This window comes from Mycobacterium sp. ENV421 (genome assembly GCF_002887815.1).
Classification (GTDB): domain Bacteria; phylum Actinomycetota; class Actinomycetes; order Mycobacteriales; family Mycobacteriaceae; genus Mycobacterium.
In genome coordinates, this window is record NZ_PDHO01000006.1 from 137,034 (window position 1) to 162,901 (window position 25,868).

Below are 25,868 nucleotides of genomic sequence, written 5' to 3' on the forward strand. Positions count from 1 at the left end.
CACCGCTCAGAACGATTTCCGGGGCTATCCGAGCAGCGCGTCGACGAACGCGGCCGGCTCGAACGGTGCGAGATCGTCGGGGCCTTCACCCAATCCGACAAGCTTCACCGGCACCCCGAGTTCTTGCTGCACGCGGAAGACGATGCCGCCCTTGGCGGTGCCGTCGAGTTTGGTGAGCACCAGCCCGGTGATGTCGACGACCTCGGCGAAGACCCGGGCCTGCGCCAGACCGTTCTGGCCGATCGTCGCGTCGAGCACCAGCAGCACCTCGTCGACCGCCGCACGTTTGCTCACCACCCGCTTGACCTTGCCGAGCTCGTCCATCAGGCCGGTTTTGGTGTGCAGTCGCCCGGCGGTGTCGATGACGACGACGTCGGCGCCGGCTTCGATTCCTTTGTCCACCGAATCGAAGGCCACCGAGGCCGGGTCGGCTCCCTCCGCGCCGCGCACGACTTCGGCACCGACCCGCGACGCCCAGCTCTGCAATTGGTCGGCGGCCGCCGCGCGGAACGTGTCGGCCGCGCCGAGGACCACCCGGCGCCCGTCGGCGACCAGGACGCGGGCCAGCTTGCCCACCGTGGTGGTCTTGCCCGTTCCGTTGACGCCGACGACCAACAGCACCGACGGCTTGTCGGCATGCGGCAGTGCCTTGATCGAGCGGTCCAGCCCCGGGTTGAGCTCGGCGATCAGCACATCGCGCAGCACGGCGCGGGCGTCGGCCTCGGTGCGCACGGTGGTGGCAGCAAGCCGGCTGCGCAACTGTTCGATCACCGAGCCGGTCACCACCGGGCCCAGGTCGGCGATCAACAGGGTGTCCTCGACCTCTTCCCAGGACTCCTCGTCGAGATCGCCGCCGCCGAGCAGACCGAGCATGCTGCGGCCCAGCGCGTTCTGTGACTTGGCGAGCCGCCCGCGGAGGCGCTCGAGGCGGCCTTCCGTGGGCGCGATGCCGCTGAGGTCAGGGGCCGCCGGGGTGACCGTTGCCGGCGCGGGGGTCTCCTCGACGGCAGGCTCTTCGATGACCGGCGGTTCGGCCACCGGCGGTTCGGCCACCGGCGGTTCGGCCACCGGCGGTTCGGCCACCGGCGGTTCGGCCACCGGCGGTTCGGCCACCGGCGGTTCGGCCACCGGCGGTTCGGGCAGCCGCACATCCTCGATCGGGCGCTTGATGGAGTCTCGCGGCAGCGCGGCATCGTCACCGACCCCGGGCAGTCCGGTGGTGTCGATCGTGGGCGGCGCCACCGGCGCTTTGGGGGGCGCTGTCGTTACTGACGATTGTGTGAACGAAATGCCGCTCGACGCGCTGTAGCCGCCGGATCGGTCAATTGGTGTGGGACTCTCTGAGCTGCGGCGCAGACTGATTTGGCGCCGCCGATAGCGGACCAGACCGATGATGAGTGCAGCGACGAGCAGGACGGCGATGACCGCGATAGCGATCCAGAGACCCTCTGACACCGTGCCATTGTTTCAGGGCATGGCGATGCGCCGCGCCACCCCTGGGGTACGGGGTATCTCATGACGATGGACGACGCGGGATCCGGCCGGGGAGAGCGCAGCGACCCGGGGATCAGTTTGGGTATGGCGAGCCGCAAGCTTCGCCACATCGACGCCTGCCTTCACGGGCCGGTGCAATACGAGACGGTGACCACCGGCTTCGAGCGCTATCGGCTTCCGTACAACGCCCTGACCCAGACCAACCTCGGGACCGTCGACCTCAGCACCGGCTTTCTTGGTGCCCAGCTGCGCGCCCCGGTCCTGATCGGGGCGATGACCGGCGGGGCCGAGCTGTCCCGCACCATCAACCGCAATCTTGCCGAGGCCGCGCAGAAGCTCGGGATCGGCATGATGCTCGGTTCACAGCGCATCATGCTCGACGATGAGGTCACAGCCGCCAGCTTCGAGGTCCGCGACCTCGCCCCCGACGTCCTGCTGGTCGGCAACATCGGCCTGGCTCAGCTCTCGGAATCCGCGATCCCCAAGATCGCCGCGGCACTGGACCGGATCGGCGCCGACGCGCTGGCCGTGCACACCAATCCGCTGCAGGAGGCGATGCAGGCCAACGGCGACACCGACTTCAGCGGGTCGCTGGACCGGTTGCGCAGGCTGGCCGAGGCGCTGCCCTATCCGATCCTTGTCAAGGAGGTCGGCCACGGGATCGGCGCTGCGGCCGCCGAGCGGCTGCGGGGCCTGCCGATCGCCGCGGTCGACGTCGCCGGCGCCGGCGGCACGTCATGGGCCCGGGTCGAACAGCTCGTGCGCTACGGCGAGGTGCGCTACCCGGCCGTCGCCGAATGGGGAGTGCCGACCGCACAGGCGCTCACCGAAGTTCGGGCCACCCTGCCGGGCATGCCGCTGGTGGCCTCCGGCGGGATCCGCACCGGGGTCGATGCCGCGACGGCACTGACGCTGGGCGCCGATGTGGTGGCCCTGGCCCGCCCGTTGTTGGCCCCGGCGATCGAGTCACCGGCCGCCGCGCTGGATGCGCTGCACGGCTTCGTCGAAGAGCTGCGCGTCTGCCTGCACGGCTGCGGTGCGGATGATCTTTCCGCGCTGAAACGCCTGGACCTCACGCGCCTCGGCTGAGTCGGTCGACCGCGATCTGCAAGGACGCGACGACGTCGAAGACCTCGGTCAGTCCGATCAGCTTCAGCGGCCTGCTGGTGCCTGGCCCGTCGGCGACCACTGCGAATCCGATCTCCGGGGATGCCGCCTCGTAGGCGTCGACGAGCACCTGCATGCCGGCCGAGCCGAGGAAGCTCACCTCGGTCAGGTCCACGATCAGGGCGTCTGGGCGCTGCTCCAGTGTGCTGGTGACGAGTTGCTCGAGACGCGGCGACGTCAGCAGATCGAGTGCCCCGGAAGCACTGACGACGGCGGTTCTCCCCAGCCAGTACTGGCGGGAATCGTAAGCGTCCAAAGCCACCCTTCGACGATCGGTGCCCGGCCGGCGGGCGACAACTATCGGAAGGCTGCTGCTTGAACCTCGGCGAACAGATTAGCTCACGCCGTCGGCTCCCTCTAACGGCCAGGCCTGGCCCTGCGGCGAAGATCCCCGCTAGCGTGGAGGCAATGGCAAACCAGTTCGCGCCCGACGTCGCGCACCGCGACGTCGAGACCGCGCTGAACGGATCGCTGAATCTGCGGCGCACCGTCCTGAATCTGCTGAGCGCGGTCCAGCCACGCCTGGCGGACTGGGCGGTACTGGCCATGCCGGATCACCGGACCGGTGGACTGACCGTCTACGGCGGGGCCAACGTCGGATTCACCGATGTGATCGCCCGGTCGTCGCCGTCCGAGCGCGGTCTGGATCAGGTGCTGCGCACCGGCCAGCGACTCCATGGCCACGTCGGTCACGATATGTCCCTCGCCGAGATCGGCACCCGCCTGCGGCACCGCGCCCTCGCCGAGGAACTGGCCGCACTGCGTCCGGCTGACGTGCTGACGCTGGCGCTGACCGCCCGGGGCACGACATTGGGCGCGTTCGTGTTGGCCCGCACGGCGGGAAGGCTTTTCGACGAGGACACCATCGAGGAGGCCGAGCGGGTGGGCGCGACCGCGGCTGTCGCGCTGGATTCGGCTCGACTCTACGAAGAGCGCGGACAATTGGCCGCGGCGTTGCAGCGCAGCCTCCGGCCGCCGAAACTTCCTCAGGCCACCGGATTTTCGGTTGCGGCGCGGTATCGGCCTGCGGTGGAGCATCTCGAGGTCGGCGGTGATTTCTACGATGTCGTCGGTAGCGGCGACGACGTGGTGCTCACCCTCGGCGATGTGTGCGGCAAAGGGGTGGATTCCGCGGCGCTCACGCTGCAGGCCCGCCAAACCATCCGCACCTCCACGCATTTCGACCGCAGCCCCGATCGGGTTCTGGACACGCTGAACACGGTGCTGTGTGAGCAGGCGGTGGGACGGTTCGTGACCACACTGTGCGCGCGGGTGCGGGGCAGACCTGACGGTGAATGGGCCGAGGCGCACGTCGCCGCGGCCGGACACCCCGGCCCGATCGTGGTTCGGGCCACCGGCGATATCGAACAGATCGAGGTCTCCGGGATCGCCGCCGGAGTGAAGCTCGGTGTGCACTATCACACTGCCGCAGTGCGATTGGAGCGCGGCGACACCATGCTGATGTTCACCGACGGCGTCGAGGAGGCGCGTCGCGACGAGCGTCTGTATGGCGTACATCGGTTGCTGGAATTGCTGCCCGCCTACGCCGGCGCCGGCGGAGAGGTGATCTGCGAAGCCGTCGAACGCGACGTCCTGGAGTACCTGGACGGTGATCCGCACGACGACATGGCATTGCTGGCGGTCACGTGCGGGAGCTGACAGCGCTGGCCGACTACCAGCATGCGTTGGCGAGCAGAAACCGGGCGCAGGCCACCGGCGTTGTCACCCAATTGCTCACTGACGGTGTGGATCCCCTGACGATACTGACCGACGTGATCGCCACGTCGCAGCGCGAGGTCGGAATGCGGTGGCAGCGCGCCGAATGGTCCGTCGCCGACGAGCACGCGGCCACCGCGATCTCGGTCGCCGCCACCGGCGCCGTCGCGGAGCACGTGAACGCAATTCCGTTGCGGGGCAGGTCTGTTCTGGTCGCGTGTGCCGAGCGGGAGTTCCATGAACTGCCCGCCATGATCATCGGGTGCGCGTTGCGCGCGCATGGCTGGAAGACCACCGTGTTGGGCGCGGCGACCTCGCCGATGCGCCTGAGTCAGCATCTCGTCGACCACGGGCACGACGCGGTGGCCATCAGCTGCTCGGTGTTGGGCGCCTTGCCGACCACCCGCCGCTTCATCGAGGCGGCCACCGGGGCCGGGGTGCCGACGTTGGTCGGGGGCCCGGCATTCGGTTACGACGACGTGCGGGCGCGGGCGCTGGGCGCCACCGCGTGGGCACCGAACGCGCACTCCGCGGTCGAAGCGATGGACCGGCTGCCCACTGTTGCCGGTGTGCTACCGGAGATTTCACCGGCGGCGAGCGCCGAGCAGGCGCAACTGGATCTCCACCACCGGCGGATCGTCGAGTTCCTGCACGAACGGTGGTCGCTGACGCGTGAATCGCCGCCGAACACCGTCTTCGCCAACCTGACTCGCGACACGTTGAACCAGGCGCTGCACGCATTGTCGGCGGCGCTGCTCACCGGTGACCCGCGGCCGATCGCCGAGACCGCGTGGTGGATCAACGACGTACTGCAGGCGCGTGACGCCGACTCCGCGTCAGTGGCCGAGCTGGCGGACCTGCTCGCCGACAGCCTCGACGACTTCCCATTGGCGTCCGAGCTCGTGCGGGCGCACTTCATGATCGAATCCGGCTGAGCCGCGGACGGTTACGGTGCCGCGCTGGCGACCAGCTCTTCGCCGCGCATCCGCTGGGAGATCACCGTGGTGATGCCGTCGCCCTGCATCGTCACGCCGTACAGCGCATCGGCGATCTCCATGGTCGGCTTCTGGTGGGTGATGACGATCAGCTGTGACTGTGACCGTAGCTGCTCGAACAGTCCGATCAGCCTGCGCAGATTCACGTCGTCGAGGGCAGCCTCGACCTCGTCCATGACGTAGAACGGCGACGGCCGGGCCCGGAAGATCGCCACCAGCATGGCCACCGCGGTCAGCGACTTCTCACCACCGGAGAGCAGCGAGAGCCGCTTGACCTTCTTGCCCGGCGGGCGGGCCTCCACCTCCACGCCGGTGGTCAGCAGATCGCTGGGGTCGGTCAGCAACAACCGGCCCTCACCGCCTGGGAACAACGTCGCGAACACCTGCTCGAACTCGCGCTCGACATCGGCGTACGCCTCGGCGAACACCTGCAGGATGCGTGCATCGACGTCGGCGATCACGTCGAGCAGATCCTTGCGGGCGGCCTTGACGTCTTCGAGCTGGGTGGACAGGAAGTTGTAGCGTTCCTCCAGCGCGGCGAACTCTTCCAGCGCAAGCGGATTCACCCGTCCCAGTTCGGACAGCTCGCGTTCGGCCCGCTTGGCCCGACGTTCCTGAGTCGGGCGGTCGAACCGCATCGGCGCGGGCGCCGAGACCTGCTCGCCGCGCTCCTTGGCCTGTTCGTATTCGGCCATCTCCAGCTCCGACGGCGGCAGGGTCACGTCCGGGCCGTACTCGGCGATCAGATCGTCGGCGGACATACCGAACTGCTCCAACACCATCTGCTCGAGCTGTTCGATGCGCAGCGACGCCTGCGCCTTGGCCACCTCGTCGCGGTGCAGCGAATCGGTCAGCGCGGCGATCCGGCCGTTCAGCGCGGTGACTTCCTCGCGCGCAGCGGTCATCGCGGTGGCCCGTTCCTGCCGTTCGGCAGCGAGGGCGTCTCGGCGCCGGGATGCCGCTGCCACAACACCGGACAGGTGCCCGGCCACGCGTCGCCCGGCTTCGGCCACCGCGGCCGCGACTGCGGCGGCGTGCTCGCGGGCCGCGCGGGCGCGCTGGGCGCGAACCCGTGCCTCCCGCTCGGCCGCAGCGGCGCGCCGCAACGAATCCGCCCGCCCGCGAACGGCGTTCGCACGTTCCTCGGCGGTACGCACCGCCAGCCGCACCTCCACCTCGACGGCACGGGCTTCCTCCGCGGCGGACTGCATGTACTGGCGGTCCTCGGGCGCGTCGTCGACCTCGGTCGCCCCGTCCTGGGCGGCAGCCAGCCGGTTCTCGAGTTCGGTGAGCTCTTCCACCGTGCGCAACCGCCCGGCCTCGAGTTCGTCGCGCTGAGCCTGCTGGCGGCGCCACTCCCCCTCGGCGGCACGAGCTTCCTGCCCCAGCCTGCCGAGCTGTTCGTAGATCGCCGCGATCGCGGCGTCGGATTCGTTGAGCGCCGCAAGCGCCTGCTCGGCGGCGTCCTGACGCTCACCCTGTTCGGTGAGGGCACCGGCCAGTGCGGCCGACAGCTCGGCGACCTGAGTCTCGGCCGCCGCGAGTTCGCGTGTGGCCTTGTCGATTTCGCCGGCGATCTCCAGTGTGCTCGGCTTGCGGTCGGAGCCGCCGCTTACCCACCCCGCGCCAACCAGGTCGCCTTCGAGGGTGACCGCACGCAGCGCTGGCCGCGCCGCGACCAGAGCCAGCGCGGCACCCAGATCCTCGACGACGGCGACGTCGGCGAGCATCGCCGTCATGGCGCCCTGCAGTCGGCCCGGCGCCTCGATCAGATCCAGCGCCCACACCGCGCGCTCGGGCAACGAACCGGTCTGGCGCGGCGCAATCGGCCAGTCCCCCAACACGATCGCCGCCCGGCCACCGTCAGCGTCCTTGAGTGCTCGCACCGCCGAACTGGCGGCGTCGAAGTTCTCGGCGGCCACCGCGTCGGCCGCCGCGCCCAGCACCGCCGCCAACGCCCCCTCGTAGCCCGAACGCACCTTCACGAGATTGGCAATGGTCCCGAAAAGTCCTGCGCCACCACGGTTTTCCGTCAGCCAGGCCGAGCCGTCCTTGCGCTCGAGCCCGACCGCCAACGCGTCGATGCGAGCCCGCAGGGAGGCCACCTGCCGTTCGGCGCTGCGCTCGGCGGCCTGCAATTCGGCCACCCGTTCGTCGGCCAGCCGCAGCGCGGTGATCGTACGGTCATGCTGTTCGTCGAGGCCGACCTCGCCCTGATCCAGTTCGCCGACCCGGCCCTGCACGGTCTCGAACTCGGCCCTGGCGTGCTGGGTGCGGGCGGCGGCCTCCTCGATCGCGGTGGTCAGCCGCGCGACACCCTCATCGATCGATTCGACCCGGGCGCGCACGGTCTCGACCTGACCGGCCAGCCGGGCGAGGCCTTCCCGGCGGTCGGCCTCGGCGCGCACCGCGGCCATGTGGGCACGTTCGGCTTCGGCGGCCGCGCGTTCGCGTTCTCCGAGCTCGGCACGGGCGAACTCGAGCCGCGATTGCGCTTCGGCCAGCTCTGCCAGCAGCTCCTGTTCCCGCGCGGCGACCTCGTCGGCCTCGGCTTCCAGCTCGTCGGGGTCCGGGCCGGTGCTCGCGGTGGGCTCGGTCTCGAGGTATTGCGCTCGCTCAGAAGCGATCCGGACGGTGGCGCTGACCCGTTCGGCCAGCGCCGACAGGCGGAACCAGGCCTGCTGGGCGGCGTCGGTGCGTTCGGACAGCGTGGCCACCGCGGCCTCATGTTCGGCCAGCGCCGCGCCGGCGACGTCCAGCCGTTTCGCGGCGTCGTCGTGCTCACGGCGCAACGTGGTCTCGGTGTCGTCGGCGCCGGCGAACTCGGCCCGCCGGGTGACCAGGTCGTCGGCGGCCAGCCGCAGCCGGGCGTCGCGCAGATCCGCCTGAATGGTCTGGGCTCGCCGCGCCATCTCGGCCTGGCGGCCCAAGGGCTTGAGCTGACGGCGCAGCTCGGTGGTCAAGTCGGTGAGCCGGGCCAGGTTGGCCGCCATCGAGTCGAGCTTGCGGACCGCCTTTTCCTTGCGTTTGCGGTGCTTGAGCACGCCGGCGGCCTCTTCGATGAAGGCCCGGCGGTCTTCTGGCCGCGACTCGAGGATCTGGGAGAGCCGGCCCTGGCCGACGATGACGTGCATCTCGCGGCCGATGCCGGAGTCGCTGAGCAGCTCCTGGACGTCCATCAGCCGGCAGCTGGTGCCGTTGATCTCGTACTCACCGGCGCCGTCGCGGAACATCCGCCGGGTGATCGACACCTCGGAGTACTCGATCGGCAGCGCGTTGTCGGAGTTGTCGATGGTCAGCGTCACCTCGGCGCGACCCAGCGGGGCCCGCGAGGAGGTGCCGGCGAAAATGACGTCTTCCATCTTGCCGCCGCGCAGGGTTTTCGCGCCCTGCTCGCCCATCACCCAGGCCAGCGCGTCGACGACATTGGACTTACCCGAGCCGTTCGGGCCCACCACGCAGGTGATGCCGGGCTCGAGGCGCAGAGTCGTCGCCGCGGCGAAGGACTTGAAGCCCTTCAGGGTCAGACTCTTGAGGTACACGGCGTGCCAGACTACCGCTCGCTAAAGCCTCTGATGGCTTCGCCGCGCGGTGACCAATCGACAACAACCGTGTCGACGTGCCCCGGCGTTTTCCCACTATTGAGCAGCTGTAACAGCTGTTCACATGCGTCACGCGGGCCCTGCGCGACGACGAGCACCCGGCCATCGGCCTGATTGGCGGCATACCCGGTCAGACCGAGCTCCAGCGCGCGAGACCGGGTCCACCAGCGGAAACCCACGCCCTGGACGTGGCCGTGTACCCAGGCGGTCAGGCGGACGTCAGGATCGGCCAACGTCGTCCACCTCGAACCGGACCTCGGCGCCGGATTTCAGGGTGCGGCCCACCGTGCACACCTGGTCGATCGCCCGGTTGACCACCACCACCAGCCGCTCGATCTCCTCGGCGGACAGCCCGGACAGGTCGATCTCGAGCTTCTCCTCCAGCAGCGGGTAGCGCTCCTGCTCCCGGTCCGCCGGTCCGGACACCCGGATCGTCGCCGGATAGTCGTCGCCGAGGCGACGGCGCAGCGGTTGATCGCTGCTCAGGCCGCTGCATCCGGCCAGCGCGATCTTGAGCAGCTCGCCGGGGGTGAAGACACCCTCGTCGGTCTCCGAGCCGATCAGCACCTCCGCGCCGCGGCTGCTGCGCCCGGTGTAGCGGCGGATGCCGGTGCGTTCCACCCACAGGTCAGTCATGGTTCCTTCCTTTGCGCCCAAACCGACGCTTGGGCGGGAAAGTGCGAGTAAATCACGCCAAAACGTCGATCTCGACGGTTCAACGCCGAGGACGCGGTTGGCCCGGTCTTCGTTGACACTGCGGGCAGTAGAACGACGAGCGGTTCATGAACTTCTCCCGCCGGATCGCGGTGCCGCAGCGCGGGCACGGCAGGTCTTCACGCCCGTAGACGTTCAACGACCGGTCGAAATACCCGGACTGCCCGTTGACGTTGACGTACAGCGAGTCGAACGAGGTGCCGCCCTGGCCGAGCGCTTCACGCATCACCTCTCCTGCGGCGTCGAGCAGCTCGCCGAGCTGCCGGCGGGTCAGGTTCTCGGCCAGCCGCGCGCCATTGATCTTGGCCCGCCACAGCGACTCGTCGGCGTAGATGTTGCCGATACCCGACACCACGGTCTGATCGAGCAGCTGCCGCTTGATCTCGGAGTGCTTGCGGCGCAACACCGTAACGACAGCATCGCGATCGAACCGGGGGTCCAGCGGATCGCGGGCGATGTGCGCCACCGGCTCGGGCACCCGAGCGCCGTCGACGTCGACCAGGTCGGCCAGCTGCCACCCGCCGAAGGTGCGTTGATCGACGAAACTCAGCGCGGTGCCGTCGTCGAGCAGTGCCGCGATGCGCAGATGATTGGTGTTGGGTACCGGGCCCAGCAGCATCTGGCCGCTCATACCCAGGTGCACCACCAGTGCGGTTTCGTCATTCAGGGTGAGCCACAAGTACTTTCCGCGCCGATCGGTGCCGGTGATCTGCGCGTCGAGCAACCGGGCGGTCAGATCGGCCGCACCGGCCTCGTGCCTGCGCACGGCCCGGGGATGGTGCACTCGTACCGCGGAGATGGACCGGCCGGCGACGTGGGCTTGCAGGCCGCGCCGGACCACCTCGACCTCAGGTAGCTCAGGCATCGCAGGAGCGCCGAATGCGACTGTGGCTCAAGCGTTGTCCAGCGCGTTCCAGGCCGCGGCGGCGGCCTTCTGTTCGGCTTCCTTCTTCGACCGGCCGACGCCGTTGCCGTACTCGGTGTCCATCACCAGAACGACGGCGGTGAACTCCTTGTCGTGGTCGGGCCCGGTGGAGGTGACCACATAGGACGGCGGTCCCAGGCTGCGCGACGCGGTGAGCTCCTGCAGGCTGGTCTTCCAGTCCAGGCCGGCACCCAGCGTCGGCGCCGTGTCCAGCAGATTGCCGAAGAGCCGCAGGATCACGTCGCGCGCAACGTCGATACCGTGGTGCAGATACACCGCCCCCAGCAGTGATTCCATGCCATCGGCCAGGATGCTGGACTTGTCGGCTCCGCCGGTGTTGACTTCGCCGCGGCCCAGGAGCAGGTGTGCGCCCAGGCCCTCGTCGGTCAGGCCCCGTCCCACGTCGGCCAGCGCCTGGGTGTTGACGATGCTGGCGCGCAGCTTGGCCAGGTCGCCTTCGGTGCGTTCCGGGTGGCGATGGAACAGCTCGTCGGTGATCGTCAGGCCCAGCACCGCGTCGCCGAGGAACTCCAGGCGTTCATTGGTGGGCAGACCGCCGTGCTCGTAGGCATAGCTGCGGTGGGTCAGCGCCAGCGTCAGCAGGTCTTCGGGCATGTCGACGCCGAGTGCGGCAAGCAGACTTTCGCGTGGCGGGCTCACGACGGGCCGGCCCCCGGTTCGGGGGTGTCGGCGTCTGCTGCGGGGAACATGCCCGCCAGCTTGGCGAACCGCGGGTCGATCACGTCGTGGTGATGGCCGGGTTCGGAGGCCAGCGCGACACCGCACTGCGGGCACAGCCCCGCACAGTCCTCGGTGCACAGCGGGGCGAACGGCAGGGCCAGCCCGACGGCGTCGACGATCGGCTGCTCCAGGTCGATGGTCTGGTCGACGACGTGGCCGACCTCGTCTTCCTCGGTGGTGGATTCCGTCGTGCTGTCGGGATAGGCGAACAGTTCGGTGAGCGAGATCTCGACGTCGCCGGTGACTTCGGTCAGGCAGCGGGAGCATTCACCCCGGGTCGGTGCGTAGACCGTGCCGGTGACCAGGACCCCCTCGGACACCGACTCCAGTCGCAGATCCAGAGTCAGGTCGGCGCCGGCTTCGATGGCCACCAGGTCCAGCCCGATTCGCGATGGGCTGGGCACCGTTTCGTGCAGCTCGAGCATCGAGCCGGGGCGCCGGCCCAAGCGGGAGATGTCGAGGACGAGCGGCGACCGGGGTTTGCGCTTCGTGTGAGCACTACGTGAAGTCGCCATGTTCCGATCTTAAAACCCGGCGCCGCGCGATCGCGTCAGTAGGCGCGGGCCGGGACGCTCAGCGCTGCGCGTAGTCGTGGGTGCCCGCGGCGGTGCGCAGTTGATGACGGCCGCGGCTCACCGAACGCAGCGTGCCGTTGAGGTAGTCCTCGAACTGGGCGAGCTTGTTGTCGACGTAGATGTCGCACTCGCCACGCAGCCGGTCGGCTTCGGCGTGGGCGGTGTCGATCAGCCGGGTCGACTCGGCGTTGGCCGACTGGACGACCTCGGTCTGCGAGACCAGCCGCTGCTGCTCCTTGATGCCTTCCTGCACGGCCTTCTCGTAGGAGATGTTGCCGCTCTCCACCAGCCGGTCGGCCTCGGCCTTGGCCCTGCTGGTGGCCGCTTCGTACTCACGCTTGGCGGTCGCGGCCAGACGGCTCGCCTCGTCGCGGGCCTCGGCGACCATGCGTTCGCTGTGCTGACGCGCCTCGGCGACCATCCGGTCGGCCTGCGACTTGGCGTCGGCGAGCAGCCGGTCGGCCTCGGCGCGGGCATGGCTCAGCAGGGAGTCGGCCTCGGCGGTCGAGTTCGCCACCATCGAGTCGGAGTGCTCTTTGGCCTCCCGCAGCAACGAATCGCGGGCGTCCAGCACATCCTGGGCGTCGTCGAGTTCACCCGGGATGGCGTCCTTGATGTCATCGAGGAGCTCCAGCACGTCACCGCGCGGCACCACGCAACCAGCCGTCATCGGAACGCCGCGGGCCTCTTCGACAATCGCGCTCAATTCATCGAGCGCTTCAAAAACTCGGTACACGGCGCCACCCTCCTGGGCGTAGTTGGTAGTGACCAGTGTGCCTGGTGTTACGCCTGTGACTGCGGTGGCGGCTCGGTGTGTCGGGCAGACTTTTCTGGCAACCGCACCGGTCAGGGGCGTCTCGCCGACGATTATGTCGGCGAGACACTCCTCTGCACTGGAGAATCAGCGAGTGCGACTTCGGATTCGCCGAGCCCGGCGTGCCCCTGATCGGGCCGCACAGTCGTGACAGATCAGCGGGCGCGCTGGGCCAGCTTGGCCTGCAGCCGGCGGTTCACCGACTCCGGCAGCAGTGCCGAGACGTCACCGCCGAACATCGCAACCTCTTTGGCCAGCGACGAGGAGACGAACGAATACTCCGGTGTGGTGGCCACGAAGAAGGTGTCCACCCCGGCGATGTGCTTGTTCATCTGCGCCATCTGCAGCTCGTACTCGAAATCGGTTCCGGTGCGCAGACCTTTGACGATCGCGGTCATGCCGCGCTGTTTCACAAAGTCGACGACCAGTCCCTGCCCCGACTCGGCGTGCAGATTCGGCAGATGGGCGCACGCCTCGGAGATCATCGCGATCCGCTCGTCGATGTCGAACATCCCGGACTTGTTGGGATTGATCAGCACCGCGACGATCACCTCGTCGAATTGCGCTGCGGCCCGCTCGAAAATGTCGACGTGACCCCGCGTCACCGGATCGAACGATCCCGGGCATACCGCGCCAGTCATATGCGGCGCTCCTGCTCATCGCTACGCTCTGCGTCGTCGCCGCCGGTCATGGGCAGTGACGCTAGCAGGCCGCGATCTCGATGCGGGTATCTCCGTATCGCCGGTTGTCCCAGGCCGTCCAGCCGGCCGGCCAGGTGAGTTCATCCGCGGAGGCCGGCCGCTCGATCACGACGACACTGTCCGACCGAAGCCAGCCGTTGCGCTCCAAACTTGCGAGCACGGCCTCGATGTCGGCGCTGGACACCTCGTACGGCGGATCCGCCAGCACCAGGTCCACCGCTACGTCGGTGCCCGCGGCGAGCACCGCGGCGACCGCCCCGCGGCGTACCGTCGCCCCGGGCAGACCCAACGTCGAGACATTTCGTTTGATGACAGCCGCTGCGCGCGAATCACTTTCGACGAACAGCGCCGCGGCCGCACCGCGCGACAGCGCTTCCAGGCCGAGCGCCCCCGAACCGGCGTAGAGGTCCAGCACCCGCAGACCGTCGAAATCCCGCCGCGCGGCAAGGACATTGAACAGCGCCTCACGGACCCGGTCCGTGGTCGGCCGGGTACCCCGGGGCGGCACATCCAGGCGCCGTCCGCCGGCGCTGCCGCCGACGATGCGGGTCAGGCTGCTCCCCCGGTCAGTCCTTCCGAACCGATCACCACCAGCAGATCGCCACCTTCGACCTGGGCGGTGCTGCCGACGGCAACGCGAGTCACCCTGCCACCCTTGGGTGCGGTGATGGCGGCCTCCATCTTCATCGCCTCGATGGTGGCGATGGTCTGTCCCGCTTGCACCTTCTCGTCGACGGCCACCCCGATGGTGACGACCCCGGCGAACGGGGCGGCCACGTGATCGGGGTTGTTGCGGTCGGCCTTTTCGGCGGCCGGCACGGTTTCGGCGATGTTGGTGTCGCGCACCAGCACCGGACGCAGCTGGCCGTTGATGATGCACATGACGGTGCGCATGCCGCGTTCGTCGGGTTCGGAAATGGCCTCCAGCCCGACGATCAGCTCGACGCCGCGCTCGAGCTCGATTCGGTGCTCGTCGCCGTGGCGCAGTCCGGAGAAGAACTGGTTGGCGCTCAGGCCGGAGGTGTCGCCGTACTCGTCGCGGTGCGCCTCGAACTCTTTGGTGGGGCCCGGGAACAGCAGCCGGTTCAGTGCAGCCTGGCGAGCCGGACCGGGTTCGCCCAGCACCTTTTCGTCCTCGACCGACAGCGACTGTTCGGGCTTGGCGGCTCCACGCCCTTCCAATGCCTTGGTGCGCAACGGTTCCGGCCAGCCGCCCGGCGGGTCACCAAGCTCGCCGCGCAGGAACCCGATCACCGAGTCCGGGATGTCGTGGCGCCCTGGGTCTTCGGCGAACTCCTCGGCGGTGATGCCGGCACCGACCAGGGCCAGCGCCAGATCGCCGACCACCTTGCTCGACGGCGTGACCTTCACCAGTCGGCCCAGGATGCGGTCGGCTCCCGCGTAGGCGTTCTCGACGTCCTCGAACCGCTCGCCCAGCCCCAGCGCGATGGCTTGGGTGCGCAGGTTGGACAGCTGGCCGCCCGGGATTTCGTGGTGATACACCCGGCCGGTCGGCGCGGGCAGGCCGGCCTCGAACGGGGCGTACACCCGGCGCAGCAGCTCCCAGTACGGCTCCAGGTCGCACACCGCGTCGAGGTTGATGCCGGTGTCGTACGGCGTGTGCGCCGCGGCGGCGACGATCGCCGACAGCGGCGGCTGGCTGGTGGTGCCCGACAGCGGAGCCGCCGCGCCGTCCACCGCACTGGCGCCGGCATGCCAGGCCGCGGTGTAGGTGGCGAGCTGACCGCCCGGCGTGTCGTGGGTGTGCACGTGCACCGGCAGGTCGAAGCGGCTGCGTAGCGCGGACACCAGCGTGTGCGCCGCCGGTGGCCGCAGCAGCCCGGCCATGTCCTTGATCGCCAGCACGTGGGCGCCGGCGTCGACGATCTGCTCGGCCAGCCGCAGCCAGTAGTCCAGCGTGTACAGCGTCTCGGCCGGGTTGGACAGGTCACCGGTGTAGGACATCGCCACTTCGGCGACCGCCGAACCGGTCGCGCGCACGGCATCGATGGCCGGCCGCATCGACTCGACGTTGTTGAGGGCGTCGAAGATTCGGAAGATGTCGACACCAGTGCGAGCGGCCTCGTCGACGAACGCGTGCGTCACCGTCTCCGGGTAGGGCGTGTAGCCGACCGTGTTGCGGCCGCGCAGCAGCATCTGCAGACAGATGTTGGGGATCGCCTCACGCAGCGAGGCCAACCGCTCCCACGGGTCTTCCTTCAAAAACCGAAGCGCGACATCATAAGTCGCTCCACCCCAACACTCGATGGACAACAGCTCCGGCGTCATCCTGGCGATGTACGGGGCGACTTTGAGCAGTCCCGAGGACCGCACGCGGGTCGCCAGCAGTGACTGGTGGGCGTCTCGGAACGTCGTATCGGTCACGCCGATCGCTGGAGAATCCTTGAGCCACTTGGCGAATCCCTCAGGGCCCAGTTCGTCGAGGCGCTGTTTGCTGCCCGGCGGCGGGCTCGCCGCGATATCGATGTCGGGCAGTTTGTCCTGCGGGTAGTACCGGGGCCGGTCGCGGTACGGCGAATTGACCGTCACCTCGGCCAGGAACTTCAGCATCTTGGTTCCGCGGTCCGCGGATGTCCGCGACGTCAGCAGTTCCGGACGCTCGTCGATGAACGACGTGGTGATCCGCCCGGCCTGGAAATCCGGATCGTCCAGAACCGCTTGCAGGAACGGGATATTCGTCGACACGCCACGGATCCGGAATTCCGCCACCGCCCGCCTGGCCCGTGCCACCGCGGTGGGAAAATCACGACCGCGACAGGTGAGCTTGACCAGCATCGAATCGAAATGCGCGGCGACTTCCGCACCCAGATGGGTCCCGCCGTCGAGCCGGATCCCCGCGCCGCCCGGCGAGCGGTAGGTGGTGATCCGCCCGGTGTCGGGACGGAATCCGTTGGCGGGGTCCTCGGTGGTGATGCGGCACTGCAGGGCCGCGCCGTGCGGCGCGATGCGCTCCTGGCTCAGCCCCAGATCGGCCAGCGTCTCCCCCGCCGCGATCCGCAGCTGGGCCGACACCAGGTCGACGTCGGTGATCTCCTCGGTCACGGTGTGCTCCACCTGGATCCGGGGATTCATCTCGATGAACACATGCCGGCCGCGCTCGTCGAGCAGGAACTCGACGGTGCCCGCGCAGGTGTAGCCGATGTGGCGGGCGAAGGCGACGGCGTCAGCGCAGATCTGGTCGCGCAGAGCGGGATCCAGGTTGGGCGCCGGGGCCAGCTCGATGACCTTCTGATGGCGGCGCTGCACACTGCAGTCACGCTCGTAGAGGTGAATGACGTTGCCGTAGGTGTCGGCGAGGATCTGCACCTCGATGTGGCGTGGATTGACCACTGCCTGTTCAAGGAACACCGTGGGATCACCGAAGGCCGACTCGGCCTCGCGGCTGGCGGCCTCGATGGACTCCGGCAACGCCGACGGCTCGGTCACCCGGCGCATACCGCGCCCGCCGCCGCCGGCGACGGCCTTGACGAACAACGGGAATTCCATCTGCTGGGCCGCGGCGACCAATTCGTCCACCGAGGCCGACGGCGCCGACGACGTGAGCACCGGCAGCCCCGCCTCGCGGGCCGCGGCGATCGCTCGCGCCTTGTTGCCGGTGAGTTCGAGAATCGACGAATCGGGGCCGACGAACGTGATGCCCGACGCCGCGCAGGCGGCCGCCAATTCCGGATTCTCCGACAGGAAGCCGTAACCGGGATAGATCGCGTCCGCACCGGCGGCCCGGGCGGTGGCGACGATCTCGTCGACCGACAGGTACGCCCGTACCGGATGGCCGACGTCGCCGATCTGATATGCCTCGTCGGCCTTGAGGCGGTGCAACGAATTGCGGTCCTCGTACGGGAAAATGGCTACCGTGCCGATGCCCATTTCGTAGGCAGCGCGGAAAGCTCGGATCGCAATCTCACCGCGGTTGGCCACGAGGACTTTGGAAATCACCCGCATACCCTACCCGCGTGACCGCGCCTGCGGCGGGCGACTAGATGAGCGTGGACCAGTAGTTCCAGAACCGCACCAGGATCAGCAGGAGCAACCCGGTGAACCACAGCGTCACGATCGACCAGCGCCAGGTGTAGAGCACCCGGGCAACCACGTTCCCGGCGAGCGGACGAAGCGCAATCGAGGACACCACAACCAACAACGGGACGGTGACCGCCCACACCACCATGCAGTACGGGCACAGCGCGCCGATGCGGTACAGCGTCTGGAAGATCAGCCAGTGGATGAACACCGTAGCCAGCGCCGTGCCGATGGTGAGTCCCAGCCAGTACCACCGCGGCAGTCGCACCTTGGCCACGGCGAGCACACCGGTGGCCACGACGACGGCGAACGCGGCGATTCCGATCAGCGGGTTCGGGAAGCCGAACGCCGACGCCTGCGGCGTGATCATCACCGATCCGCACGACAGCACCGGGTTGATGCTGCAACTCGGCACGTAGGCCGGGTTCACCAAGATCTCGATCTTCTCGATCGTCAGGGTGGCCGACGCGATCAGACCGACCACGCCGGCGATCAGCACCCACCACGCGCTGGCCGGTCGCACCGCGACCCCGCCCGACGGGTCTTTCGACTCGACGGGTTCGGTCGGTTCGACCGGAGCCGGGGTCGCCACGCTCATGACGTCGGGGCCGGCGTGGGCTGAGTCGGGCTCGGCGGCGCGGGAGCGTTGTCCAGGCCGGGCACGTTGCCGACGATCGCCTTGACCTTGGCGATCAGATCCTCCGGCGAGGCCGGGCTGATGTCCTGGCCATTGAGGCGGATGGTCGGCGTCGCCGTGATCTTGGAGGCCGCGGCCAGACCCTCGACCATGTCGCTGTGCTTGCCGGAGTTGATGCACGACGAGACCTTGTCGGTCGGCACTCCGGCCTGCCGGGCGGTCTCGATCAGGCGGGCGTTGTCAGGGGCACCGCCCGCACCTTCCTCGGGCTGCATGGCGAACAGCGCGGAGTGGTAGCGGGGGAACGCTTCCTTGTCCGCGTCGCCGACGCAATAGGCCGCGTTGGCCGCGCGAGTGGAGTAGTTGTCGTTGACCCGCGAGTTGAGGATGGCGACCGAGTAGTAGTCGGCGGCGATGGCACCGGCCTCGACCAGCTTGGAGATGGTCGGGCCGAAAGCCTTCTCGAAATCACGGCAGTGCGGGCACTGGAAGTCCTCGTAGAGCGACAGCACCGCCTTGGGCTCGTCGGTGCCGTCCTTCTTGATCAGCTGGCTCGAGGTGATCCGCACCGCCTGCGCGTCGCCTGCCGCGGCGGTCTTTTTGTCGTGACTCATCACGATGTACAGCACCAGTGCGACGGCGAAGATGACGACGATGCCGGTCAGCCCCAGCTGGATGGCCAGGTTGCGCTTACGGTCCTGGGCTTTCAGGTCGTAGCGGGGGGTGGATTTCTTGTTGGTGGCCACGGCTCGGCTGATCCTCGCTGTCAAGACTCGGTGTTGGCGCCTCTAGAATACCGGCGCGCCTGCCCGCCGAATTTCAGGCGCGGGCGAGGTGGGCGCGCAGCGCCGAGATCATCTCGGCATTGCACCGGCTCACCTGGCCGCCCAGCGCATTCAGGTTGAGGAATGCGTGGGTCATCGGACCCATCTGCCGCAGATCGGTCAGTACGCCCGCTGCCTGCAGCTTTGCCGCGTACTGCTCGCCTTCGTCGCGCAGCGGATCGAACCCCGCGGTGACGACCAGCGCCGGTGCGAGCCCGCTGAAATCGTCGGCCAGCAGCGGCGACACTCGCGGATCGATGATGTCGACTTCGGATCCCTCGACGTAGGCGTCGGCGAACCAGTCCATGTTGGCCTTGGACAGCAGGAATCCGTCGGCGAACAGGGTGCGTGACCGGGTACCGCCGCGCAGGTCGGTCGCCGGATAGATCAGCCACTGCAGGCTCGGCTGGCGGCCGCCACCGTCGCGGGCCAGCTGGGCCACCACCGCGGCCAGGCAGCCGCCGGCACTGTCGCCGCCCACCGCGATGCGGTCGGGGTCGGCACCCAACTCCGCGGCGTTCAACACGGCCCACAGGTAGGCGGCGTAGGCGTCGTCGACGGCGGCGGGCGCCTTGTGCTCGGGCGCCAGCCGGTAATCGATGGACAGAACGTGCACACCGGCATCGCGGCAGATCAACCGGCAGGCCGAATCGTGGGTTTCGAGGTCGCCGAAGACGAACCCGCCGCCGTGATAGAAGACCAGCAGCGGCGCGCCGTCGCCGTCGGTGGGGCGATAGTGCCGGGCCGGGATGATGCCGGCCGGGCCGGGAATCTCCAGCGGCGAGATCTGAGCGACGTGGATGTCGGCCTCGTCGAGGCTGTCGGTGGCTTCCCGGTTCTGACGGCGGGTGGCGATCGGATCGCCGGTGACCGCGAGGCTGCTCAAGCCGACCGCGCGCTGGGCGGCCAGCATCATCTGGATCGACGGATCGAGAGTGTTCCCGTCGATCGTGATGGCGCGGCCACCCGACAACAGTCTCTTCACGAAGCCCGGCAGGTGCGGGATGGCTTTGACGCCGGCGCGGTTGGCGACCGGCAAGGCCCTCTTCAGGAACCGGCTTCGCGCGGTCCCGGACACGGTGTCTGTCATTGATAGTCCTCGGTTCTGGTGCGCAGTACCGGTATCGCCGCAGCGTACGGGACTTCGACTGTCGGCGGCCTGTCGGCCCCGCCCGCAATCAGCGGTTGACGAATCCGACAATTCGACCTGTTCTCGGCGGCGGCGCGCCGGGCCTGCTCAAACGACATATCGCCCTGGGTACTATCGTCACCCGAAGTCGGTTGACCCCGGAGCCGATTGCGACGGGTCCTGTCCCCGACTCATTCGACTCCACAGACAGGTGACACGATGCCGGCGGCCGCGATCCCCACCGTCACGCTCAACGACGACAACACCCTCCCCGTGCTGGGCCTCGGCGTCGCCGAGCTGTCCGCCGAGGAGACCGAGAGCGCGGTGGCCAGCGCCCTGGAGGCGGGTTATCGGCTGATCCAAACCGCGAAGGGCAACGAGGAGGCCGTCGGGCGCGCCGTCGCCGCGTCGGGTCTGCCCCGCGACGAACTGTTCATCGCCACCAAGCTCGCCACCGAGGACCAGGGTTTCCAGTCGTCCCAGGACGCCATCAGGGCCAGCCTCGAACGCCTCGGCTTGGAGTATGTCGACCTGTATCTGATGGACTGGCCGGCCGAGCAGAACGGCAAGTACATCGACGCCTGGGGCGGCATCATGCGGTCCCGTCAGGACGGTCTGATCAAGTCGATCGGTGTCGCGAACTTCACCCCAGAAAACCTGTCGGACATCATCGACCTGAGCTATTTCTCGCCGGTGGTCAACCAGATCGAACTGCACCCGCTGCTCAACCAGACCGAGTTGCGCGCGGCACACGGCGATCGTTCGATCCGCACCGGGGCGTACATCCCGACCGATGAGGGCAAGCTGACGGACAATCCCGCGATCGCCGAAGTGGCTGCGGCGCATGGGAAGTCACCGGCACAGGTGCTGATCCGCTGGAGCCTGCAGCAGGGCGATATCGTCGTTCCGCGGTCGGCTCCGGCGCACATCGCCGAGAACGCCGATGTGTTCGACTTCGAACTCACCGCGGCGGAGATCGAGACCCTCAACGGTCTCGACGACGGGACCCGCTTCCTGCCGAATCCGGCAGGCTAGGCCCCGCCGCCGAGCCCGCCGTGGCTCAGGCGTCCAGCAGCCAGTCGTTCGGGCTGAACAACTCGCAGTGCACCCGATCCGTGGCGATGCCGCGGCCGGTCAACTGGGCGCGCACCGCCTGCACGAAACCGTCGTTCCCGCACAGATAGATCTCTGCGCCGTCGGCGATGTCGACGTCGTCGAGGTTCATCAGCCCCTCGTGGATCCGGGGGTTGTCGCCGTCGACGTCCTCGGCGTACCAGAGGTCCAGGCTGGCGTCGGGCAGGATGTCGACGAGTTCACGGTGCCGCTTACGCAACGGGTGGGTTACCGCGCTGCGGTCGGCGTGCAGCACCTGCACCGGTGCCGCATGTGACTGGCCGACAAGGTATTCCAAAATTCCGATCATCGGCGTGATGCCGATGCCCGCGGAGATCAGCACGACCGGCGCACCACTGCGCGGCTCGGGCAGATCGCCGAACGGCACCGTGACGTCGAGCAGATCACCGACCCGGACGCAGTCGCGGATCCAGCTCGACACTTCACCCGCCGGGTTGTGCCCGACGGCGTCGACCGGCTTGACCGCGAAGGTCAACTCGGACGCACCGGGAGCGGTCACCAAGCTGTACTGCCGCAGCTGACGCGCGCCGTCGGGTAGCGTCACGCCAACCGAAACATATTGCGCCGCACCAGCTCCGGCCACACCGTCGGCTCCCACCGTCACCAGTACGGCACCGGAGGGGTCGTCTTCGCGGGCGGTGACCCGCAGCCGACGGAAGACGTCTCCGGCGGCGACCCCGGCGCCGGCGTAGAGATCGCGTTCCAGAGCGATCAGGGTGTCGGCCATGATCCAATACACCCGGTCCCATGCCGCCGCGACGTCAGCGGTCACCGTGTCGGCGCCCAGCACTTCGACGATCGCGGCGAACAGGTGCTCGTGCACGATCGGGTACTGGTCGGGGGTTATGCCCAGCGACGCGTGCTTGTGGCCGATGCGCGACAGCAGTTCGCTCGGATGCGGCAGGTCCGGATTGACCAGGTGCGTGGCGAAAGTCGCGATCGAGGCGGCCAGGGCACGCTGCTGCGCTCCTTGCGCTTGATTGCCCCGGTTGAACAGGTTGCGCAGCAGCTCCGGGTGACGACCGAACATCCGCCGATAGAACACCGAGGTGATCTCGTCGACGTGCGCCCCGACGAGCGGCAGTGTCGCCGTGATGATCTCGGCGTGGTGCGGCTCCAGTTCCTGAACCTCGGCCGCACCGACTGCGGTGGTGGTCATGTCAGATTCCCTTCGGTTGTGAGTTGCAGAACGACGGGCAGCATCTGGCTGCCGACGAGATCGGCGATCGTGTGGCGATCGAGTTCGGCGTAGAAGGCCTCTTTGGCATCGGCGAGCACCCGACGCAGCCGGCATCCCGCGATCAGCGGACAGGCCGGCTGGCCGGTGCAGTCGACGACTTCGCGATCACCTTCGAGCCGGCGTACCAGCCAGCCCAGTGATGCCTCGCGGCCGGCGTCGGTGAGTTCCAGGCCGCCGGCGCGGCCGCGGCGGGCGTGCACCAGCCCCAGCTCGGTCAGCCGCGACACCGCTTTGGCGACATGATTCTCCGACGCGCCGGCCGCGGCGGCGACCGTTCTGGTGGTGACCCGCTGCTCGCGAGCCTGACCGGTGGCGAGCAGCATCATGGCCCGAAGACCTAGGTCGGTAAACCTCGTGAGCTGCATAAACCCGACGATAGTTTATTCGGCATCGCAGATGCGTATTTTCTGCGTGTGGGCTTGAATACACGATTCGGTGCGGATTTTTGACCCGCGGTGACGACCGCGTGAGCCCGATCTCGAGGTAACCGACCGCCCCGGCTAGCGACTGGGGCAGGTACCCGCGGCCGAGCGCAACTCGTCGGCTGAGGCCTGATCCACCGGCAGTGCGTACCCTCGCAGCACCGCGATGAACTGCATCGCGTACTGGCACCAGAACGCATGATTGGGCGGCATCCAGCTGCCAGGAGGCTGGTCGCCCTTGTCCTGGTTGACCTGACCGTCGACGGCCAGCAGGTTGGCCGGATCGTTGGCGAATCGAATCCGCATGTCGTCCGGCCAGTTTCGCGCGCCCATGTCCCACGCGTACGCCAGCGGCACCAGGTGGTCGATCTGCACCGCCGCCCCGACCTTCGCGCCACGGGTGAACGGGATCGTCGCGCTGGTGTACGGGTCGTGCAGGACGCCGGTGGCGACCGCCTGCGGGCAGCGTTTGGTGAACACGAAGGTCTTGTCGACGAGGTCGCGGTCCAGCACGTCGTCGCGGGTGTCGCAGCCGTTGTGCCCGCCCGGCGCGGAGTTGTTGTCGTCCCACGCATCGCCGAAGGCCGCGCGCCGATAGTCGTTGCCGCGCACCCGCTGCGGGATGACGACGATCCCGTCGAGCACGTCGGTTCCCGGTGCCACCGTCGGCACGTCGGCGCGGGCGATCATCGCATCGGGATGGCTGGTCGAGGACGTGACCTGCACGGAGACGATCACCGCCAGCGCCGCGATCACGGCCAGCCAGATCAGGGGCCGCCGTCTCACGACTTGTCCAGGTAGTCGATCCGGTCGCCGCCGGTGAATTGGCCGGCCAGGACCGTCATGCCGGGGTTCGCGGGATCCCTGGCATAGATCGACTGGGCCACCTCACGCGCATCGACGATGACCTCGAGATGCTCCGCCAGAGACAGGAAGCGCAGCGTGATGGGACGGCCGGACTGGTTGAGCCCCAACACGTCTCCCTCGTGGCGCTCCTGCAGGTCCAGATCCGCCAGCTCGAAGCCGTCCAGCGTGCTCGCCACCGCGGTCAACCGGTCGCCGGCTTTGGATCCCTCCGGGAGTTTGGTGGCCAGCAGGCACAGGCTGGCGTGCGAACCGCGCCCGATCCGCCCGCGCAACTGGTGCAGCTGGCTGATGCCGAACCGGTCGGCGTCCATCACCACCATCACCGTCGCATTCGGCACATCCACACCCACCTCGATGACAGTGGTGCACACCAGGACGTCGATGTCGCCCGCCCGGAACGCGGCCATCACCGCGTCCTTCTCGTCGGCGGGCAGCTTGCCGTGCATCAGGCCCAACCGCAGCCCGGCCAGCGGCCCGTGACCCAGATGCTTGAACAGGTTGACGACCGTCTCGGCGGGCGGGCCGCCCTCCTGCTCGCCCGCCTTGTCGTCCGCGTCGATGCGAGAGGCCACGACGTAGGCCTGTCGGCCTTCGCCGACCTCCTCGGTGATCCGTTGCCAGGCCCGCGCCAGCCACTGCGGCTTGTCTTTGATGAAGATCGTGTTGGTGGTGATCGGCTGACGCCCGCGCGGAAGTTCGCGCAGGGTCGAAGTTTCCAGGTCGCCGTAGACCGTCAGTGCGACGGTGCGCGGGATCGGGGTGGCCGTCATAACCAGCAGATGCGGGGTCAGTCCGGCAGGCGCCTTGGCGCGCAACCGGTCTCGCTGCTCCACGCCGAACCGGTGTTGTTCGTCGACGACGACGAAGCCGAGCTTGTGGAATTCGACGGCGTCCTGCAACAGCGCGTGGGTGCCGACGACGATGCCCGCCTCCCCGGACGCCACCTCGTCGCGCACCTGACGTTTCTGGGCCGCCGACATCGACCCGGTCAGCAGTGCGATTCGGGTCGCCCCGTCCTCACCGCCGAGTTGGCCGGCCATCGCCAGCGGGCCGAGCACACCGCGGATCGACTGGGCATGTTGGGCGGCAAGGACTTCCGTCGGCGCCAGCAACGCGCACTGGTAACCCGCGTCGACCATCTGCAGCATGGCCACCACCGACACGATCGTCTTGCCGGAGCCGACCTCGCCCTGCAGCAGCCGGTTCATCGGCTTGCTCGCGGCCAGTTCGCCGGAGACGACGTCGAGCACCTCCCGTTGACCCGCCGTCAGCGCGAAGGGCAGGCGCTCGATCAGCGCGGCGGCCAAGCCGTCTTCGCGACGCGGCGCGACCGGGCCGGATTCGGAGAGCTCGCCGTGGCGGCGCTGCGCGAGCGCCCATTGCATCCCGACAGCCTCGTCGAACCGCAGCCGCTCGCGGGCTGCCTCGCGCTCGGGTTCCCGTTCGGCCACGTGGATGGCGCGCAGCGCTTCATCCTCGGAGATCAGACCCCGTTGGCGCACAACGCTTTCGGGCAGCGGATCGGGTATAGGGTCGAGGACCGCGAGTACCTGCTGCACACAGGCGTAGATGTCCCAGCTCTGCAGCTTGGAGCTGGCCGGGTAGATCGGGAAGAAGTCGCGCTCGAACGCCGACATCGCCAACTCGCCGCTCTGTGACGTCGAGGTGTCGGCGATCGTCTTCAACGACTTGCTGCCGAACACTCGCCCCTTGGGCGACTCCAGAACCAGGAAATCCGGATGCGTCAGCTGCATGGCCCCCCGGAAGAAGCCGACCTCCCCGGACAGCATCAGCCGGACGCCCTCGATCAATTCCTTCTTGAGCCACTTGGCGTTGAAGAACGTCGCGGTGACTTTGCGCCGCCCCTTGCCGAGCGTGATCACCAGATACTCGCGCTTGGGTCCTCGCTGAGGCAGGCGGGTGACGGCACTCTCGATCTCGCCGACCAGCGTGATGTGCTCGCCCTCCTCCGGCGGCACCTCGTCCTCACCCCACACCGACATCCCGTGGATGTACTTGCGCGGGTAGTGCCGCAGCAGGCCGTCGACGGTGCGGATGCCGAACACATCGTCGAGCAGACCGGCGGCCTTGCCGCCGACGATTCCGTCGAGACGGTCGGTGAGACTGACCACG

The 25,868-nt window shown here is 68.5% G+C and carries 23 protein-coding genes; 4 read left to right on the forward strand and 19 right to left on the reverse strand.

Annotated elements, in window-relative coordinates:
- Positions 1–24 precede the first annotated feature (24 nt).
- On the reverse strand, positions 25–1,455 hold the full coding sequence (gene ftsY, locus CRM90_RS10245; protein ID WP_102806883.1) for a signal recognition particle-docking protein FtsY: 1,431 nt from the start codon (positions 1,453–1,455) through the stop codon (positions 25–27).
- A gap of 66 nt (positions 1,456–1,521) precedes the next feature.
- Between ftsY and fni the strand changes: the two genes are divergently transcribed.
- Positions 1,522–2,583: a type 2 isopentenyl-diphosphate Delta-isomerase gene (fni, locus tag CRM90_RS10250; protein WP_502693257.1), complete on the forward strand. Its 1,062-nt coding sequence runs from the start codon at positions 1,522–1,524 to the stop codon at positions 2,581–2,583.
- Here the strand turns inward: fni and CRM90_RS10255 are convergent.
- The gene (locus CRM90_RS10255) at positions 2,567–2,923 is read right to left on the reverse strand and encodes an STAS domain-containing protein (RefSeq protein WP_233209258.1); all 357 of its coding nucleotides are present in this window, start codon (positions 2,921–2,923) and stop codon (positions 2,567–2,569) included. The two genes, fni and CRM90_RS10255, sit on opposite strands and share 17 nt — an antisense overlap.
- Positions 2,924–3,069: 146 nt before the next feature.
- Between CRM90_RS10255 and CRM90_RS10260 the strand changes: the two genes are divergently transcribed.
- Positions 3,070–4,320: a PP2C family protein-serine/threonine phosphatase gene (locus CRM90_RS10260; protein WP_102806884.1), complete on the forward strand. Its 1,251-nt coding sequence runs from the start codon at positions 3,070–3,072 to the stop codon at positions 4,318–4,320.
- Positions 4,308–5,312: a cobalamin B12-binding domain-containing protein gene (locus tag CRM90_RS10265; RefSeq protein WP_102806885.1), complete on the forward strand. Its 1,005-nt coding sequence runs from the start codon at positions 4,308–4,310 to the stop codon at positions 5,310–5,312. Before CRM90_RS10260 ends, CRM90_RS10265 begins: the two co-directional genes overlap by 13 nt.
- 11 nt (positions 5,313–5,323) lie before the next feature.
- Here the strand turns inward: CRM90_RS10265 and smc are convergent, their stop codons facing one another.
- From smc to CRM90_RS10330, 13 genes are all read right to left on the reverse strand, one after another.
- On the reverse strand, positions 5,324–8,914 hold the full coding sequence (smc, locus tag CRM90_RS10270; RefSeq protein WP_102806886.1) for a chromosome segregation protein SMC: 3,591 nt from the start codon (positions 8,912–8,914) through the stop codon (positions 5,324–5,326).
- Between the two features lie 11 nt (positions 8,915–8,925).
- Complete coding sequence (locus CRM90_RS10275; protein WP_036339092.1) at positions 8,926–9,207, reverse strand: acylphosphatase; 282 nt, start codon at positions 9,205–9,207, stop codon at positions 8,926–8,928.
- Positions 9,194–9,610 carry an OsmC family protein gene (locus tag CRM90_RS10280; RefSeq protein WP_036339094.1) on the reverse strand — a complete coding sequence of 139 codons (417 nt, stop codon included), beginning with the start codon at positions 9,608–9,610 and terminating at the stop codon, positions 9,194–9,196. Before CRM90_RS10280 ends, CRM90_RS10275 begins: the two co-directional genes overlap by 14 nt.
- A gap of 79 nt (positions 9,611–9,689) precedes the next feature.
- Positions 9,690–10,553 carry a DNA-formamidopyrimidine glycosylase gene (gene mutM / locus CRM90_RS10285; RefSeq protein ID WP_102806887.1) on the reverse strand — a complete coding sequence of 288 codons (864 nt, stop codon included), beginning with the start codon at positions 10,551–10,553 and terminating at the stop codon, positions 9,690–9,692.
- 27 nt (positions 10,554–10,580) lie between these two features.
- Positions 10,581–11,228: a ribonuclease III gene (gene rnc / locus CRM90_RS10290; RefSeq protein WP_370508337.1), complete on the reverse strand. Its 648-nt coding sequence runs from the start codon at positions 11,226–11,228 to the stop codon at positions 10,581–10,583.
- A 41-nt stretch (positions 11,229–11,269) separates the two neighbouring features.
- Entirely contained in the window at positions 11,270–11,869 is a 600-nt protein-coding gene (locus CRM90_RS10295) for a YceD family protein (RefSeq protein WP_051659864.1), read from the reverse strand.
- A gap of 58 nt (positions 11,870–11,927) precedes the next feature.
- A complete protein-coding gene (gene sepIVA, locus CRM90_RS10300) occupies positions 11,928–12,665 on the reverse strand; it encodes a cell division protein SepIVA (RefSeq protein ID WP_036339102.1) in 738 nt (245 codons plus the stop codon).
- 233 nt (positions 12,666–12,898) lie between these two features.
- Positions 12,899–13,384, reverse strand: coding sequence for a pantetheine-phosphate adenylyltransferase (coaD, locus tag CRM90_RS10305; protein WP_102806889.1), 486 nt, complete (start codon positions 13,382–13,384; stop codon positions 12,899–12,901).
- 61 nt (positions 13,385–13,445) lie between these two features.
- On the reverse strand, positions 13,446–13,997 hold the full coding sequence (rsmD, locus tag CRM90_RS10310) for a 16S rRNA (guanine(966)-N(2))-methyltransferase RsmD (protein ID WP_102806982.1): 552 nt from the start codon (positions 13,995–13,997) through the stop codon (positions 13,446–13,448).
- Positions 13,994–17,401, reverse strand: a complete 3,408-nt coding sequence (locus tag CRM90_RS10315) for a pyruvate carboxylase (protein WP_102806981.1) — start codon at positions 17,399–17,401, stop codon at positions 13,994–13,996. The genes rsmD and CRM90_RS10315 overlap by 4 nt, the downstream gene beginning before the upstream one ends.
- 40 nt (positions 17,402–17,441) lie before the next feature.
- Entirely contained in the window at positions 17,442–18,080 is a 639-nt protein-coding gene (locus tag CRM90_RS10320) for a vitamin K epoxide reductase family protein (RefSeq protein ID WP_102806890.1), read from the reverse strand.
- Positions 18,077–18,865 (reverse strand): DsbA family protein, encoded by a 789-nt coding sequence (locus CRM90_RS10325; protein ID WP_102806891.1) that lies wholly within the window; start codon positions 18,863–18,865, stop codon positions 18,077–18,079. Before CRM90_RS10325 ends, CRM90_RS10320 begins: the two co-directional genes overlap by 4 nt.
- Before the next feature lie 73 nt (positions 18,866–18,938).
- On the reverse strand, positions 18,939–20,033 hold the full coding sequence (locus tag CRM90_RS10330; protein WP_102806892.1) for an alpha/beta hydrolase: 1,095 nt from the start codon (positions 20,031–20,033) through the stop codon (positions 18,939–18,941).
- Positions 20,034–20,291: 258 nt separating this feature from the next.
- Between CRM90_RS10330 and CRM90_RS10335 the strand changes: the two genes are divergently transcribed.
- On the forward strand, positions 20,292–21,107 hold the full coding sequence (locus CRM90_RS10335) for an aldo/keto reductase (protein WP_102806893.1): 816 nt from the start codon (positions 20,292–20,294) through the stop codon (positions 21,105–21,107).
- A gap of 25 nt (positions 21,108–21,132) precedes the next feature.
- On the opposite strand, the gene CRM90_RS10340 is transcribed toward CRM90_RS10335, so the two are convergent.
- The 4 genes from CRM90_RS10340 to recG form a co-directional block, all read right to left on the reverse strand.
- Entirely contained in the window at positions 21,133–22,365 is a 1,233-nt protein-coding gene (locus tag CRM90_RS10340; RefSeq protein WP_102806894.1) for a globin domain-containing protein, read from the reverse strand.
- Positions 22,362–22,811: an RrF2 family transcriptional regulator gene (locus CRM90_RS10345; protein WP_102806895.1), complete on the reverse strand. Its 450-nt coding sequence runs from the start codon at positions 22,809–22,811 to the stop codon at positions 22,362–22,364. The genes CRM90_RS10340 and CRM90_RS10345 overlap by 4 nt, the downstream gene beginning before the upstream one ends.
- A gap of 135 nt (positions 22,812–22,946) precedes the next feature.
- Positions 22,947–23,654, reverse strand: a complete 708-nt coding sequence (locus CRM90_RS10350; RefSeq protein WP_102806896.1) for an HNH endonuclease family protein — start codon at positions 23,652–23,654, stop codon at positions 22,947–22,949.
- Positions 23,651–25,867 carry an ATP-dependent DNA helicase RecG gene (gene recG / locus CRM90_RS10355; RefSeq protein ID WP_102806897.1) on the reverse strand — a complete coding sequence of 739 codons (2,217 nt, stop codon included), beginning with the start codon at positions 25,865–25,867 and terminating at the stop codon, positions 23,651–23,653. The genes CRM90_RS10350 and recG overlap by 4 nt, the downstream gene beginning before the upstream one ends.
- Position 25,868 lies beyond the last annotated feature (1 nt).